Source organism: Caballeronia sp. S22, assembly GCF_964261745.1.
Classification (GTDB): Bacteria; Pseudomonadota; Gammaproteobacteria; order Burkholderiales; family Burkholderiaceae; genus Caballeronia; species Caballeronia jiangsuensis.
Genome location: NZ_OZ180040.1, coordinates 567,850 through 583,241, shown reverse-complemented (window position 1 = coordinate 583,241; position 15,392 = coordinate 567,850). Strand labels below are relative to the sequence as shown.

Annotated in this window: 11 protein-coding genes and 1 pseudogene; 4 read left to right on the top strand and 8 right to left on the bottom strand. The window is 60.7% G+C overall.

Translation table 11 applies throughout. From position 1 onward, the window contains the following. Nucleotides 1-142: 142 nt before the first annotated feature. Entirely contained in the window at nt 143-1,438 is a 1,296-nt protein-coding gene (locus tag ACEN42_RS41135; protein WP_371884092.1) for an IS701 family transposase, read from the bottom strand. A 411-nt stretch (nt 1,439-1,849) separates the two neighbouring features. After that, nucleotides 1,850-2,995, bottom strand: coding sequence for an IS110 family transposase (locus tag ACEN42_RS41130; protein WP_371884091.1), 1,146 nt, complete (start codon nt 2,993-2,995; stop codon nt 1,850-1,852). A 1,435-nt stretch (nt 2,996-4,430) separates the two neighbouring features. Here ACEN42_RS41130 and ACEN42_RS41125 point away from each other — a divergent pair. The 4 genes and pseudogenes from ACEN42_RS41125 to ACEN42_RS41110 form a co-directional block, all read left to right on the top strand. Beyond that, on the top strand, nt 4,431-5,672 hold the full coding sequence (locus tag ACEN42_RS41125; protein ID WP_374191233.1) for an alkaline phosphatase family protein: 1,242 nt from the start codon (nt 4,431-4,433) through the stop codon (nt 5,670-5,672). A 153-nt stretch (nt 5,673-5,825) separates the two neighbouring features. Beyond that, on the top strand, nt 5,826-6,791 hold the full coding sequence (locus tag ACEN42_RS41120) for a cytochrome-c peroxidase (protein ID WP_371884089.1): 966 nt from the start codon (nt 5,826-5,828) through the stop codon (nt 6,789-6,791). Then, nucleotides 6,788-6,949 (top strand): hypothetical protein, encoded by a 162-nt coding sequence (locus ACEN42_RS41115; RefSeq protein WP_371884088.1) that lies wholly within the window; start codon nt 6,788-6,790, stop codon nt 6,947-6,949. The genes ACEN42_RS41120 and ACEN42_RS41115 overlap by 4 nt, the downstream gene beginning before the upstream one ends. 61 nt (nt 6,950-7,010) lie before the next feature. Continuing rightward, a pseudogene (locus tag ACEN42_RS41110) lies at nt 7,011-7,338 on the top strand (DDE-type integrase/transposase/recombinase); the annotation flags it as partial. Nucleotides 7,339-7,580: 242 nt separating this feature from the next. Here ACEN42_RS41110 and ACEN42_RS41105 read toward each other — a convergent pair. The 6 genes from ACEN42_RS41105 to ACEN42_RS41080 form a co-directional block, all read right to left on the bottom strand. Further along, entirely contained in the window at nt 7,581-8,885 is a 1,305-nt protein-coding gene (locus ACEN42_RS41105; protein WP_371884087.1) for a cytochrome c, read from the bottom strand. Nucleotides 8,886-8,895: 10 nt separating this feature from the next. After that, entirely contained in the window at nt 8,896-10,500 is a 1,605-nt protein-coding gene (locus tag ACEN42_RS41100) for a GMC family oxidoreductase (RefSeq protein ID WP_371884086.1), read from the bottom strand. 13 nt (nt 10,501-10,513) lie between these two features. After that, nucleotides 10,514-11,077, bottom strand: a complete 564-nt coding sequence (locus ACEN42_RS41095) for a sugar dehydrogenase complex small subunit (protein WP_371884085.1) — start codon at nt 11,075-11,077, stop codon at nt 10,514-10,516. Between the two features lie 488 nt (nt 11,078-11,565). Next, the gene (locus ACEN42_RS41090) at nt 11,566-13,122 is read right to left on the bottom strand and encodes an MFS transporter (protein WP_371884084.1); all 1,557 of its coding nucleotides are present in this window, start codon (nt 13,120-13,122) and stop codon (nt 11,566-11,568) included. A gap of 937 nt (nt 13,123-14,059) precedes the next feature. After that, nucleotides 14,060-14,476 (bottom strand): DUF6431 domain-containing protein, encoded by a 417-nt coding sequence (locus tag ACEN42_RS41085; protein WP_371884083.1) that lies wholly within the window; start codon nt 14,474-14,476, stop codon nt 14,060-14,062. A gap of 240 nt (nt 14,477-14,716) precedes the next feature. Further along, complete coding sequence (locus ACEN42_RS41080) at nt 14,717-15,355, bottom strand: DUF2513 domain-containing protein (RefSeq protein ID WP_371884082.1); 639 nt, start codon at nt 15,353-15,355, stop codon at nt 14,717-14,719. Nucleotides 15,356-15,392: the final 37 nt, after the last annotated feature.

The window sequence follows — 15,392 nt, the reverse complement described above, 5'->3', positions numbered from 1 at the left end:
GATGACCTCTGCCGTCAGTATTTCAGCGGCCTGCTAATCTTACTGTGTCATAAAATATGTCGACGCAGAGCTGCAGAATGGGCATCGCTGGAGCCGCTTAGCGACGTGCGCAGCGATGCACCAGCGCAGCGTGGCAATCGAGTCAGCCACGTGGCGCTGCGCGCGCTGGGGAGCCGCGTGGCACGTAGTCCGAGGGTAAGCCAGATGTGTCGCGGATCGCAGCGTTTTTTTTACTGCCTCCCTGAATGAAGCGCTGAGCAACGAGGAAGCCGTAAGCGGCAATGCATAGCGATGCATGGTGATGAAACCCGCGCCAGCCGCGCCCCTCAAAGTGTCCGAGGCCAAATTCCTGCTTCAGGTCCTGGTAATCACGCTCGATGCGCCAACGCATTTTTGCAACCTGAACGAGGCGGTCCACAGGCGTGCCTGCGGCCAGGGTCGAGAGCCAGTATTTGATTGGCTCGGGCTCGCCATCGGGCCATTCAACCAGCAGCCATTCCTCGTCGCGCGGCGTGGGCCGCCAGTAATCGCGGTGTGAGGCGCGCACACGCACCGCTGCGAATCGCGAACTGAGCGTAGCGCGGGTGCCTTCACGCCACGAAACCGTACGATAGCGGGAAGCGTCGAGCCCGACGGCCAACTCTTTGACCGATGCCGGTTCATGCCCCGGTACACGGCGCTGCAGACTTCTCGGTCGGCCAGGCTTGCCGCCGGATGGCGCGGCGGGCAGCGGCGCAGTGCCCGGCGCCCATACACGGGTGCTCGATTGGATACCCACCGCATATTGCAAGCCGATTTCGCTGAGGGCATCGCGAAACGCAGTGTCGTTTCCGTATCCTGCATCTGCCAGTACGACACCGTCCGGTGCACCGCTTTGCCGGGCCTCGCGCAACTGCGTGAGTGCGATCTGCGGCTTGGTCGCAAACCCGATCTCATCGGGCACGCCAGCCTGCGCCCGCCGTAGCGGATCATCGGCCCATTCCTGTGGCAGATAAAGCTGATAAGCCACCGGCAGGCTTGCCTCTTCGGTGACCACCGACAGGCTCACGGCCACCTGGCAGTTATCCTGTTTGCCCAGTTGCCCGCAATATTGCCGCGCCACCCCAACCGAATGCTTTCCCTTCTTCGGGAAGCCCGTGTCATCGATGATCCAGTACAGGCCCTTTGCCGGATCCATGTGCGGCAGCACCCAGCGACGCACTTGCTCGAGTAACGCGGCGTCAGACCATTCCGATTTCGACACGAAGTGATGAAGTGATTGATGCCGCGCACTCACCCGCTGAGGTTCCAGATGTGCTGCCAGCGGCTCCACGCTCTTGCGCCGGATCGGCAGCATCAAGCCTTGGCAATAGCCAATCAACCCGGCGTGGCGATCGCTATGTCTGACTGCCTCACATAGATGTTCCAAATAATCGTCGAACGACGTCTCCCAGTCCATCACTTCCTCATGCAAAGGATGAAGAAGCTCCTATAATGCCATGAGTTTTATGACACAGTAAGACTTCTATGGGGCATTGGAAGTCAAGCCCTTTTACGATGTGCTTTCCTCGATTCAACAGCCTCCGTTTGATGGTTCTGGATATCTCTATGTCTGTTTGTAATCCTTCGTATGTGACCGTTCAGCAGGACGCTAGAGGCCGGAGTGTCTGATATCCGGGCGGTCTGCCCGTTGTAACTTCTATCCGTGCCGGCACCAGGCCGGTCACCACATACCGCATGCGCAGAGCGCTGGGGCCACTCCGTTACCAACGCACCCCATCTAAAACTACGGTTACCCACTGGGCAACCCTCTTACTGTCCGGGTGCGCAAACCTGCCTGACCTGCGTTGAATGATGGTCGCTGCTCGGGTTACAGCTTTGCCGCTGCCACCGGTTTGAGCCTTGCTCCTGCCGGAATCTCGCCATGTTCAAGATAGCGCCATATCGCGATTGCAAGACGGCGTGCGAGCGCGACAATGCCGATGCGACGCGAACGCTTGCCCGCATCGCTGAAGCGCTGGTTGAACCATTTGCTCAGCTCGCTGGCCGGCTGGAAGCGTAGCCAGCTCCATGCAAGCTCCACCATCAGCCACCGCACCCGCTTGTTGCCCGCCTTGCTGATGCCTTGTTCGGCTTCACTGGTGCCGCTTGCATATGGCGTTGGCGCGAGGCCGAGACAGCCGGCGAGTTCGCGGCGATTACCAAACCGACGCCATCCGAACAGTTCCTTCACGAGTGTCCATGCACTGCCGGTGCCAATACCCGCCAGCCGTGCCAATCCCGCAATGGCCGGCTGCTCGCCGTTGCGCACCTGATGAGCCTGCATTGTCTCAAGCGTCCTGATCTGGCGGGCGACAAGAGCGAGTCGCTCGAGTTCACGTTCAATCTCGGCACGCAGGTCCGGCAGGAGTTGCGCAGCGTGTTCCGCCCACCAGCGTCCCCAGGTGCGCCCACCGATGTGTTCAGTGCGCAGGTTGTGCAGCACCAGCAGCGAGCGGACACGGTTGCTGTGCGCCGTGCGCTCCTGCCGAAGGCGGCCGAGTTCCCGATGCACGCGCCGTTCATCTTCCTGCTCAGGGCTCGGGATACGTGCGATCGCCCATAGCCGCCGTTCGCCCGCGTGGTAGCGCATCAGCATCGCGAGCAGCCGGTCGGCGTCGAGCCGGTCGGTCTTTGCGCGGCGTGCCCGCCGGCTTACCTCGATGCTAGCAGGGTCCACCACCAGGTTGGAGATCCCATGCGCGCTCGCCCAGCGGTGCAGCCAGAAGCCATCACGTCCGGCCTCGTAGCAGCTGCGAACTGGAGCATCATCGGGCAGGCGGCAGCGCACCTTCGCTCTCGCAATCGCCTTCAGGACTGCCGCGGTATCACCGGCAGCCACCGTACACCGACTCGGCGAGCAAACGCCATCGCCAAGACAAAGATTCCAGCTTCTGTCGCCCAACTCGAAGGCGACGTACAACGAGCCGACCACCTTTGCATCCTGTCCACTACGGGTCATGCCGGGCGTGTTCATTTGCGTACTCCCACGAAGAAAACGGTTTGCACGTTCCGTTCTACTCCATGGGCTTTGCTTCTGCTGCCCTCATAGTATCTAAAGCGTTCCTCGAGTTCAACACGATGATGCGAGGCATTCATCCGGTGTCCGGGCAACGCGAAGTGCTGCCGGATCGAACCGAAGCCGGAAAGAAATGTCGGCGTGCGTTCGGGTTCGCGTAAGCCTCACATCTGGCGTTCGCGTCGGCGGGTGACTGTTCTCCGCGCCATTGTTAGCGCGAGCATCCGCCTTCAAATGCATGCGTGACGTGAGCGAGTTGGGGATTTCCGCCTCCGCGGTCGGACAGCTGCGCAACTGGTCGGTCACGATCTTGCGCGTCACCGGGTTTGTTGCAGTAGGAGCCTGCAGAAGCGCGCTTTGTCGCAGCTTTATTGCGCCGCTTCTGCACCGGCGCGCCCATTCGACGCCATGCTCGTCGCGTTAGCCTGCAGGCCGGGCACCACCGTTTCGCTCGGGGTTCGCCAAACTTGTAGTACCCCAAAGCAGCGCACGAGGCTGGGAACGCCACAGAAGCTCTGCGTGGAACCCCTGTCTATCGCCCCAAGAGGCGAACGATGACGTTTGTCGGTTTGTTGTCCTTGCGCCAGCCTGCGTACACGGCATCAGATTGCCCGACCTCAACCCTGTACGAAGAATGCAACCGTATTGTCACGCAAGCGCCCTATGCTCCTGCGTTGCCGTAATGAATCCAACCTCGGGCGAAGTAGTGTAAAGACGTTGTCCGCCCAGCCTGCTACAGGAACCCACGTGACTTTTTCTAAGATCAATAACTTGAAGCAGCGCAGGGGTGCTTTTACCCTCTTGGTCGGTATCTGCCTGGCGGCCGGTTTGGGTGGTTGCGGTGGCCACGATGACAATACTCCCCAGGTCTCCGGCCAGGTACTCGGCAGCTACATCCAGAACGCCAAGGTCTGTCTCGATCTCAACGACAACGGAAAGTGCGACAGCGGCGAACCGTCTACCGTGAGTGATGCAAAGGGTAATTTCTCCATCGGCGACAAGAGCAACGGCATCTGGAAAAATGTGGTCGCCGATTTGACCAGCGCACGGGAAAACGATACCAATGGGAACGACATGGGTCCCCAATTCGGCTCCAGTGCGTTCTTCCTCGCGCCGAAGGGCGCGACGGGCACCGTGAGTGCCATTACCACGCAACTGGCACAACTGGTTGCAGGGGGCGCCTCGCTGACCGATGCCAAGAGCACGCTGGCTGCCAAATATGGCGGTGTGTCTGCCGACAAGCTGCTCGGCGACTTCAACAGCGACACGAGTCTTGCCAGCGTGAAGGCAGCGAGCGACAACTACATCAAGACGGTCGTGAGTTCGAAGGCGGTTCGTCACGTGTTCGTGATCACGATGGAGAATAAGAACTACGAGGAGTCGTTCGGCACAAGTGCGGCGGCCAGCGACCAGGACCCATATCTTCAAGTCGCTGGTTCGTCAAGGCGCCTTGCTGACCAACTACTATGGTACCGGCCACGTCAGCCTGGACAACTATATCTCGATGGTGAGCGGCCAGCCTTCGACAGTGGATACGGAAACCGACTGCTTCAGTTTGTGGTCGGAAATCGTCGATGCCGGTAACGACAGCGCTAACCCCAAGGTGCTCAAGGCTGGCACGGATGCGAACGGCCACGCGGGCGGTGGATGCGTGTATCCGGCGCGCGTCAAGACGCTCGCCAACCAGCTCGATAACGCCAAGTTCACTTGGAAGGGCTACATGGGAGATATGGGCAACGACCTGAACCGCGATGGCACGAAGACGTGCAGTTTCCCGACGCGCACCGCGAAGCTGGCAGGCACGGATCCGACCAAAGCGGTCGACGGTACCCAGTCTGCCCAGGCAGGTTCCGCGTCCGGCGATGTTAAGGCGGATGCCTATGCGACTCGCCACAATCCGTTCGTGTACTTCCACTCAATCATCGACGATACGGACTATTGCGACCAGCACGTCGTGAGCCTCGACGACAACCTGCAGAACGACCTGAAGTTCATCGATACCACGCCGAACCTTGTTTTCATCACGCCCAACCTGTGCGACGACGGCCACGACGGCGACGGTACGGGCGCGGCAGGCAAGGGCTGCAAGAGCGGCGCGCCGGGCGGCCTGACTTCGATCGACGCGTTCCTGAAAAAGTGGATTCCGATCATCCAGGCTTCGGCGGCCTATAAGCAAGACGGTCTGATCATCGTCAACTTTGACGAGTCCAATGCGGCCAGTTCGCCCATGACCACGATGTTCAACGCCGACTACTCGCAGATGAATCTCACGATCAATCTGCCGGGCGCCTCGTGCTGCACGCAGCAGACCGGCCCAAACGTCAAGCGTCCCGACGATCAGATCCTGTCCACGCTTCCGATCATGTACGCGTCTTCGCTGGGCATCAACACCGCGTTGCTTCCGTCGAGCGTCAAGCAGATCAGGATCGGCATGCACTACGACGGCGTCGGCGGCGACCGCACCGGCGCACTGCTGCTTTCGCCGTTCATCAAGGGTGGCACCACCAGCGATACCGGCTACAACCACTACGCGCTGCTAAAGAGCCTGGAAGACCGCTTCGGTATTCCGGAGTATCTGGGCTACGCGAATGATTCGAACCTGGCGACTTTCGGTTCCGACGTCTTCAACCAGTAAAACCAAATGCTTTTCCAATGTACTGGATGGACCGCCCGGGGGGCGGCCCTTTTTTTCATCGCGAGCATGCTATTGACGGCGTGCGGGCAACAGGACGGTGGTACCGGTGTTACTGTCACCACCAAGGCTTCCGCGACGCCTTCCAACAAGGACATGGCCGAAATCGGCAAACTGGCCTTCTTCGATCCGTCGCTATCGGCTTCTGGCAAACAGTCGTGCGCGAGTTGCCATAATCCGGAACATGCCTACGGTCCGACCAACGGCCTCGCCGTGCAATTGGGCGGCTCCGATATGAAGCATCATGGCACGCGCGCCGTGCCTTCGCTGCGATATCTGCGCCGCGTGCCCGTCTGGACGCACACGTATGCGAGCAGCTTCAAGGAGCGACTCGAGGACGGAGACAACATGCCTTCCGGGGGCTATACCTGGGATGGACGCTTCGACCGCCCTGCCGATCAGGCCGCCTTTCCCTTATTGAACCCCGACGAGATGGCCAACGCGGACGCCGCCGACGTCACGGCCAAGCTGAGCAAGAGTGCTTACGCAGCACGTTTCCGCGAAGTGTTCGGCCAGGATATTGGCTCGCGCCCTGCTGACGCGCTCGCGGCGCTGGGCAAGGCGCTCGAGCGGTTTCAGTTCGACGATCCCAGCTTCCAGCCCTTCGACAGCAAGTTCGACCAGGTCCTGGACGGCAAAGCGGCGTTCAGCCAGCAGGAGGCGCGTGGCTTCGCGCTTTTCAACGACCCGGATCGCGGGAACTGTGCATCGTGCCACCTCGTCGACAAAGGCGCTGCCGGCGCGCACCCGGTGCTCACCGACTACAACTTCCAGACGCTGGGCGTGCCGCGCAATCCGGAAATAGCGGCCATGGGGATCCGAGATACTACGACATGGGACTGTGCGGCCCGGTCCGGGTCGACAAGACTGAGAATAAGTGGTATTGCGGCATGTTCAGGACGCCCACGCTGCGCAACGTCGCTACGCGCCAGGTGTTCTTCCACAACGGCCGTTTCCACACGCTGGAAGACGCCTTGGGCTTCTATGTGCAACGGGACACCGATCCGGCGAAGTGGTATCCGCATCCAGGCGGCAAGCAGCACTTCGACGACCTGCCGGTGAAATACCAGACCAACGTCGATCATCGTACTGCGCCGATGACGAATCACAAGGGAGGCAAGCCGGTCTGGTCGGACAGCGATATCCAGGACGTGATCGCGTTTCTCAAAACGTTGAACGACAGCGATGCGCGGCCGGTCGGGAATACGATGACGCATTGAAGTCTGAATACATCACTGAAGACCTTCGTTCTCGCGGTTCTCCGGCCAGCAAGGCACGGGCGAACAGGCTATCGATCAAAGTGGCGCGCCCGAAACCGTAACTATCGACAAGAGCGGTGCCAATCTGGCCCGGTTGCACGCGGTGAACGCCGAGCGTGAGTCGCCAATCAAGATCCGTCAGGCCAGGTATCCCAACAACACCGTGGAACAAGACCAACCGGGCAATCAAGCGCCGTACCCGGTCCGTGTTGGGATTGAAGGATTTTCGCTGTGCCGGTATCTTGTTGAGGGGAATTGAACTCATGCATATGCTCGTCAAGGGGCCGATGGAGGATGCAAGCAAACTCAATCCATCTGCCGCCCAGCAATTCTACTCGCCGACGATATAAGCAATCCTCATCATATCACCGCCGTTCACCCGAATAGCCCCCTACCGCGACCGAACCCTCGAACCGTGCCTCGCTACAAAGTCGGTCACAGTGTTGGCTGTCTAAGCTTGCTGCACCGCCGGCCAGCTCGCACGAAAATGCTGAATTTAACGGTGGCATGGACAATGCATTCACCTAAAGGAAGAAGGGTTGAACCCACCTTTGTTCGTGTGCATTTGCGAGTCTATGGACGGGCGCCAGGCTTAACGCATCTTCGCGACCTTCTCGGCGGTCGTGGTGCCGGACGGATTGCCGAATTGCGTCGTGACGAAGTTGACGAGCGTCGCAACTTCGCTGTCGCTCAGTTCGCCTGCGAATGCAGGCATGGCCACGTGGCCTGCGTTGGTCCGGCGGCTCACGCCGCGCAGGACCACCATCGTGAGGTTGTCCGCGTTCGCGGCGCCCACGGCTGTGTTGTGCAGCAGCGAGGGGTACGCGCCGGGGTCGCTGCCGCCTACGCCCGTGCCTGGCCAGCCGTGGCAGCTTGCGCAATTGGCATTGTAGAGCGTGCGCCCGTCGGCGGTGCCGCCCGTGCCCAGCACCGTGAGTGGTCGGTTGCGCAGCGCAGTCACGCTCTGGATCGTCGAGCCCCAGCTGTAGCGTGGCTGCGTAGCGCCGTCGCCTTGGGCGGGCACGGTGCGCAGGTAGATGACCATCGCCTTGAGGTCTGCGGGCGTGAGAAAGCGCGTGCTGTTCTGGACCACTTCGGCCATCGGGCCCGCCGCGTTCGCCTTGCCCGGTGCCACGCCGTCACGCAGATAGCTGGTCAGCTCCGCGTCGGTCCAGCCACCAACACCCCCGTTCCCATCAGACGTGATGTTGTACGCGGTCCAGTTGCCGAGCTGCGCACCCGCAAGCGATTTGCTGGACAGCCCCTGCATGAAGTTGCGCGGAGTGTGGCACTCTTGGCAATGCCCGAGCGCGCCCACCAGATACGCGCCACGATTCCAGTCAGCGCTCCTTGCCGGATCGGGCTTGAAACGGCCCGAAGAGAAGTTGAACAGATTCCAGAACACCATCGCCCAGCGCTGGTTGAACGGAAACGACAGCGCGTTCGCGGGCGCGGACTTGTTGACCGGTGCGACGGTGCGCAGATACGCGCGGATGGCGAGAACGTCGTCGTCGCTAAGCTGCGTATAGGACGTATAGGGCATCGCCGGATAGAGGCGCTTGCCGTCTTTCGACTTGCCCTCGCGGACCGCGCTGATGAAGTCTGCGTCGCTTAACGCGCCAATGCCGTGGGTGCTGTCGGGCGTGATATTGGTCGAATAAATCGTGCCGAAGGGCAGCTCGAACGGCACACCGCCCGCAAACGGTGCGGCCTTGTTCGACGTGTGGCACGCGATACAGTCGGCAGCGCCCGCGAGATATTCCCCGCGCTTGACGAGTGCAGCGTCATCGGCCTGCGCGAGGCCGCTGATCGTCAGGCCGCACAGCGAGAACGCGCTCGCGGGCAGCCACTTTAGGAGCGCGGCGACGCGTCCGAGAGGTCTCGTATTATTCTTCATGACCAGCGCCTCACGCATGTTTCATCTCATCGATCAGCTTGTCGGCGAGCCGCATCGACAGCGCGCACAGCGTGAGCGTGCAGTTCACCGTACCGGCGCTCGCCATCGTTCCGCTCGATGCAATGAACAGATTCTGGTGATCGTGCGAGCGTAGGTCGCGGTCCACCACGGAATCGCGCGGGTCGTCGCCCATGATCAGCGTACCCATGATGTGGTTGTTGTTGAAGTACGTGTCGTCGAAGCGCACTTCGGTTCCACCGAACAGGCTCGCGATGTTCGCGTAGTGCTCGCGCGCAACCTTTGCGCCCCGGTTGATGTAGTCGTCGATGCGGTAGTGAACTTCGGGGCGCGCAATGCCCATCTTGTCCTTGAACTCCGTGCTTGCGGTGATGCGATTTTCCGGGTCGGGCAGGATGTCGAAGAAGCTGTTCACCACAACCCAGCGCGAGCAGTATTCGCGGATCTTTTCGTCGAGCGCCGCACCATAGACGCCTTTCGAGAGCAGATAGTCGGTGACGGCACGCATCGGCGAATAGTTGCCGACGTTGAGCTTCATTGCCGAGTATTCCGAGCGGAATGCGCCGTCGCGAAGGTTGTTGATGCAGCTAAGACGCATCGGGCCGCGGCCCGGCCACATCGGTTCGGCCGAGAGGAACGTGACGGTGGTGCCCGGATGATCCATCAGATTGCGGCCGACCTGATCCGAGCTGTTGCCAATGCCGTTGGGAAACTTGTCGCTCGTCGAGATCAGCATCAGCTTGGGCGTCTCGATCGCGTTCGAGGCAAGCACGAAAAGCTCGCCTGTCACACGATGCGATGTGCCGTCCGGATCCTTGTAGTGAACGGCGACGATGCGCGCATTCGCGTCGTGCTCGATGCGGTACACGATGGCGTTCGGCAGCAGGCGCGCCTTCGCGGCTTCGGCCTTGCGGATCGCGGTTTCGCCCGTGTATTGCGCCTCGATCGGACAGATCGGCATGCAGTTGCTGTTGCCGCAGCACGCGGGGCGTCCGTCGAACGGTGCGGTGTTGCGCGCCGCGGGTTCGGTCACATGCTGATAGCCGTGCTGCTCGACCACCTCCTTGAAGCGCTGGTCGAAATCCGAAAGCGGCAGCGCGGGATGCGGGTACGGCTTCGAGCGCGGCGAGCCGAGCCCTTCGTCGGGGCCACCCACGCCCATTTCGACCTCGGCCTCGTAATAATACGGCTCAAGGTCGTCATAGCTGATCGGCCAGTCGCGTCCTACGCCATACAGCGTTCTGAGCCTCATATCGCTGGGCAGCAGGCGCCACGACTGAGCCGACCAATGCCACGTCGTGCCGCCGACCATGCGCAGATAGCCGGCCTTGTACGGTTCGGGACCGCGCTGCACCAGATAATCATTATTTGGTGAATATTGCGGATGCGGCGCGTACTCGGTGGGCGGATAGGGTGACTGGAAGTCCGATTTGAACGGACTATTGCGGTAATTTTCGACGACGCGCCAGCGCTCGACCCGAGGCCCCGCTTCGAGCATCAGAACATCAATGCCCGCCCTGGCGAGTTTCTGGGCGATCTGGCCAGCGGCGATGCCAGCACCGACGATCACGACGTCGGCTGAGTTATTCGATGCCATGGTGATATCAGAATCAGGAATGGGACAGGTGCGGGGGCTGTGCCCAGTAGCCGGGCGCGCCGCGCGCATAGCTCGGCATGACGATGACGTCGGCGATCGGTGGATACATTAATGCCTGTTCGTAGGCTACGGTGCGTGCTTTTTTGCCCGAGCCAACCACGCCCAGATACCACGCAGGCATGATCCGCTTGGGCAGGCCCGCGAGGGCGGGCTGCGTGCTGTCGAGCGCCGCTTGCAGAGCGTTTGCGGGCGTCTTCGAGCGCGCGACGAAGTCGTTGATCTGCGCGACTTGTGTCGCGACATTCGCATCTTCGTCATGCAGACCTGCAAAGATGGCCCGGGCGATCTCAACATCGAGTGTCGTTTTGCCGGTCAGGTACTGGGACAGGTGCATGAACGCCGCAAAGTCAGCATCGCTCACGGTCGAGCCCTGGGCCCAGGCGCTATGCCGCGCTGACATGCCACCAACAAACCCAGCCACGCCGAACGTCGCGAGCACAGCTGTGCCGAAAATGAACTGCCGCCGGGCCGGAGCGAAGGATGAAGAAGGGGGTGTCTGCGGGGTATTCGTTGACATTTCCTATCTCTTGCGTGCGTGAATGCCGGGCCCGGCTTATCGCGCCCGCATCTCCGCGCCGGCATGTTTTGAACGATCGTTAGGACCCGGTACGCTCAGTCTACTTGAAGCACCGAAACGGCGCATCCCCGAGTGCTTGCCGGTGTTATCGAACAGTCTTACTCCAACTGGGGCAGTGGTGCTGACGAGGTGTCACCGCCTCGTCGCGGGCTTGATAGTTTTCGGTTAGGTAGGTCGTTGTTCAACGGTCTGAGGTCCAGCCCTTTCAAGATCTTAATCGAGATGTTGCGCCTTCGGCGCGTTTAAGCAGACGGGCGGTTTGCCGGCAATCACATCAGGCACCTCATCTCGAAGCGTGGTGCCCTGCTCTCCTCGCTCGGCTGCAAAGACTGAGGTGGATTTCGCGGACGATCGATCGCACCTATCGATCAAGTCCGAATTACCATCACTCATGGGTTGCGCGACTCATCTCCGCGGTCACGGCACTGTCATCGGATCTGCCTCTGGACCAACGCGATCGCGGCGCCCAGTAGCGCAAGGACGATCATCGCGTGAAAGCCGTCCAGCACGCTCAGGAAGTTCGCCTGATCCGCGATGACGCGGGCGAGCTCCGCCAGCGCAATATTCCGTGCATCGATTGCGCTGTGTCCTGCCGCCTCGAACGCGTGAGTCATCGTCTCGAGCGTGCTCTGGAATACAGAATTGTAGGGGCTCGCGAACTCGGTCAGGCGGGTCGAGTGAACGGCCACGCGATGCTGTTCCAGGATGATGACGAACGCCGTCGAAAGCGAGTACGAGAGCTGCTTAACGATGTTCTTGAAACGGTAGCCATGCGTGAACTCGTCGTTCGAGAAGATCTGGAACGCGGCGCTGGCGGTGGGCAGAGCGATGAACATCAGCAGAAAGCCGCGCATGACGAGCGGCGGCAGGAGCCACGGCGTGCTGACGTCCGGTGTTAGGAACTGGATCCATGTGCCGATGAAGGCCGCCATCAGGAATCCCGGCACGATAAGCCATTTCTTGCGCGTGATGCGCTTGGCGTAGCGGAAGTAAGCGAATGCCACCGCGAGCGACGCAAGCGATGTGAAACCCACCAGCCGCCCCATGTTTTCCACCGGATAGCCGAGGCTGCCCTCCAGCAATCGCGCGATCAGGTAGCCGATCGCATTGCTGATGAAGTAGTAGAACGAGTACAGCATGATGCCGATCCGATAGGCCCCTTCTCGCAGCGCGTTCAGGCGCAAGAGCGGCCTCGGATCGTGCCATTGATGCCACGCGAACCAGCCGAGCGCGAACAGGCCGGCCACGGTCAGGAACAACAGCATCGGCGATGTGGTGAACAGTTCGAAGCGCACCTGTTGCGTGACGATCTGAAGTGCGCCGAGGGCGAACGCGAACACGAGGTACGGCCAAAGGTGCGTCGCGCTGCGCCGCTCGGGGCGCCGCTTGCCGACGTGCGGCACGATTAAGAAGGCGAACGCGGACGCCGCGGAGCCGAGCACCGTCGAGCAGCTGAAGAGCGCACGCCAGTCGAAATGCGCGACGAGAAAACCGCCAATCATGGGAGCGAGCGCGCTGGCAAGAAGAATCGTCGTCAGAAAGGTGCGCGTCGCCAGCGCGCGCTCCTGCGGCGTGAAGCATGTCTGCAGCAAGATGCGGCAGGTGCCCAGCATCGGCCCGATGAAGTACCCCTGAAAGCCGCGCGCGATCGCGAGCTCAATCGACGATTCGCTTAGCGCCGCGGCGATCGAGCCCACGGCGAACATCAGAAGGCAGCCGCTGAGGTAGCGGCGAAAGCCGATTCGCTCGATCACCCACTGCTGTTGGACGATGCCGAGCACGGAGGAGGTCGCGTACGCGGTGGCCGCCCAGACCAGTTCATCCGACGATGCGTTGATGCCGCCGGCAATGAAGCTCGCGAAGAACGAGAAGACCGTGTTGTCGAAGTAGTCGATGCCGACGGCAAGCGCGATCGCCCATGGCAACAGGTCCTTGCGTAGATGCCTGAGCGTAAGCAGGCGCGTACGAGATACGGTAGATCTCATGTTCGGGCGCCTTCACGTCCTGGTGAGACCGCCCGCCATCCACATGTCACGCGTTGCTTGCCGGCGGGTGTCGCCGACAGAACGGGAGAAGGCGTCGCATAACGGTTGCGGGGCGTACTGGCAGTGCAGGGCGTTTCGTTGCGAAGGGGGAAACTGGCGGAACTGCGTGCGACATGGAGTGCGACCGGATGGCAACCGGCGCGGTGCCGGCATCAAGCAGGATGCTTGGACTTTTCGACAACCAGGCGGGTAGCCGTCGAGATTGTGCGCCCACGCGCACCGCCGCGGCAGTCGCTCGCGGGCCGCATCTTGCGAGTACATGATTTACATCGGCGACCGATGCAGCATGCTATCGCACGTGGCTGAGATCGCGGCAACAAAAAGGCAAAAGTTCCGTACTTTGGAATATGGGACGGTGCCGGTTGCGGCCACATACGTGGACGTTCAGCCCTTACGACGTCCTGTTCGCAGTCTGTAACGTCAAAGACGGGTCACTCCTCACCGGCTACGCCATCAAATCTGCTCCGCCACCGCTCAGACGGCAAAGGATTGATTGCGTTCTACGGTCGGGAAAACAGCAGCGTGGACTCGACATGTAGAAACCGGTGCAACGCCGCAGCCGATACAGTAATTGACATGGGGTTATCCCTAGTAGTATTATTAATAAAGCATTAGATTCGAACTTGGGAGACGAGGTAGATGAGAATGCATCACAACGGCTTTTTTATCAGTCCAATCGTTACAAAAATTAACGGAAAATTTAATTCAAACGTAGCGATCCGCCATTCGAATGGCGAACAACAGATCCATGAATCGATCGGGCGGTTTGCTTCCAGGGACGCTGCCACCTTGTTTGCGGTGAACTGGGCTCTCGCCAATATCAAGAGAAGCCAAAATTCGGGCCTGTATAAAAATTAGGTAGCTACCTAATTATCGGTTAGCGAACTATCCCAGGGTCCGGTGGGCTTGTGCCCACACAGCCAGCGCCACCAGCGGCCCACCGTTCGCGCCGGTCGACGCCGACCACCGCGGCGATGCGGCGCAGCGACATGCCGGACATCCACAGGGAGAGCATCAGCTGCTGCAATGCCCAGCCGTACCAGCGACGCGGGCAGAAGCACAGCGGCAGGCGCGAACAGGTACGGCAGCACGCCGTGCAGCGAAAGCGCGGCACCAGAACGGGATTCAGGGCACCGGCTGCGCTGCGATCAGCCTTGCGGTCGTAAGAGCCATGCCCCCAAAGGCTGGCGACGCCACAGTGCGGACAACGCGGCGGACGGTAGGATTCGAGCGTGGAGAGGATGGCGCGCTGGTGTTGCTCCAGCGCGCGATAGGCGTGTACGATACGATGCATAGGCCGGTCAGTTCTGGAAGCGTGCGGGGTCTGGACAACGTCGCACGATACCAGAGGTGCATCGGCCTTCTTTACGCCTGCAGCTCGCGCGCTATGCGCGGAAAAGTTTAGAACATCGTTCTCGCCATCCGCGCAACAAACATCCCCTGTTCTCTCTCACGTTGCGCGCGCCATAACACCTACGGTCGGACATAGACTTCCGCGACGCGCAGCGAGGCTGCCGACAAGGGCCCGCCTGAATTAGCCACCGACGAGCCTCTTGATCTTGCCTTCAAGATAGCTTTTCGCGGTCGCCACCAATAACTCAACCGTAAACCCGCCGGCAGCCGCCGCGAGCTGCTTGGTCTTATCCCACACATCCGGGCTGCGCACGGAATCGAGAAAGTCGTGGCCAGCCCATGTCAGACCGGCAAACTCGATCGACCCCATCCGGCCACTGCCCACCGAATGGATAAAGAACGCCTCCTTGAGTAAGGCCAAGTGATAAAAGACCTCTTCAGGGCTGTACCTCCCGATCTGGATGATGACATCATCCGCGCCCAGACGCACGATGCGGTTCGCGGGCAGGGCTTCCAGCTTGAGCAGCAGCTCGCGGATCAAGTCCATGTCGCGTTGCATGCGCTCAGCCCCGTCGTCCGCGCTTGATGATCTCGTCGCGATACCGCTTTTTGAGCTGCTCGACCATCGACTCCACCAGCTCATTGCCCCGATAGGGGCGGCGTTCTGATCGATGGTCGCTTCTAGCTGCACAATGGCCGCCTGCACACTCGACCGGTCGCCTGGAACAATGTTGGCGATTTCGCCATCCAGCGATTGGAAGGCCCGGCTGGCGTCCTCGAGTTGGCGCGTCAGTTGATCCAGCCCGTCGATCTTGAGCATCTCGGGGTTCCTTTTGGATAAGATAAAGGACATCATA

What these genes read in the sequence shown, in the direction of transcription:
- ACEN42_RS41135 (WP_371884092.1), bottom strand. Translation starts at nt 1,438, where the DNA reads ATGGACTGGGAGACGTCGTTCGACGATTATTTGGAACATCTATGTGAG.
- ACEN42_RS41130 (WP_371884091.1), bottom strand. Translation starts at nt 2,995, where the DNA reads ATGAACACGCCCGGCATGACCCGTAGTGGACAGGATGCAAAGGTGGTC.
- ACEN42_RS41120 (WP_371884089.1), top strand. Translation starts at nt 5,826, where the DNA reads ATGGCCGAAATCGGCAAACTGGCCTTCTTCGATCCGTCGCTATCGGCT.
- ACEN42_RS41105 (WP_371884087.1), bottom strand. Translation starts at nt 8,885, where the DNA reads ATGAAGAATAATACGAGACCTCTCGGACGCGTCGCCGCGCTCCTAAAG.
- ACEN42_RS41100 (WP_371884086.1), bottom strand. Translation starts at nt 10,500, where the DNA reads ATGGCATCGAATAACTCAGCCGACGTCGTGATCGTCGGTGCTGGCATC.
- ACEN42_RS41095 (WP_371884085.1), bottom strand. Translation starts at nt 11,077, where the DNA reads ATGTCAACGAATACCCCGCAGACACCCCCTTCTTCATCCTTCGCTCCG.
- ACEN42_RS41090 (WP_371884084.1), bottom strand. Translation starts at nt 13,122, where the DNA reads ATGAGATCTACCGTATCTCGTACGCGCCTGCTTACGCTCAGGCATCTA.
- ACEN42_RS41085 (WP_371884083.1), bottom strand. Translation starts at nt 14,476, where the DNA reads ATGCATCGTATCGTACACGCCTATCGCGCGCTGGAGCAACACCAGCGC.
- ACEN42_RS41080 (WP_371884082.1), bottom strand. Translation starts at nt 15,355, where the DNA reads ATGCTCAAGATCGACGGGCTGGATCAACTGACGCGCCAACTCGAGGAC.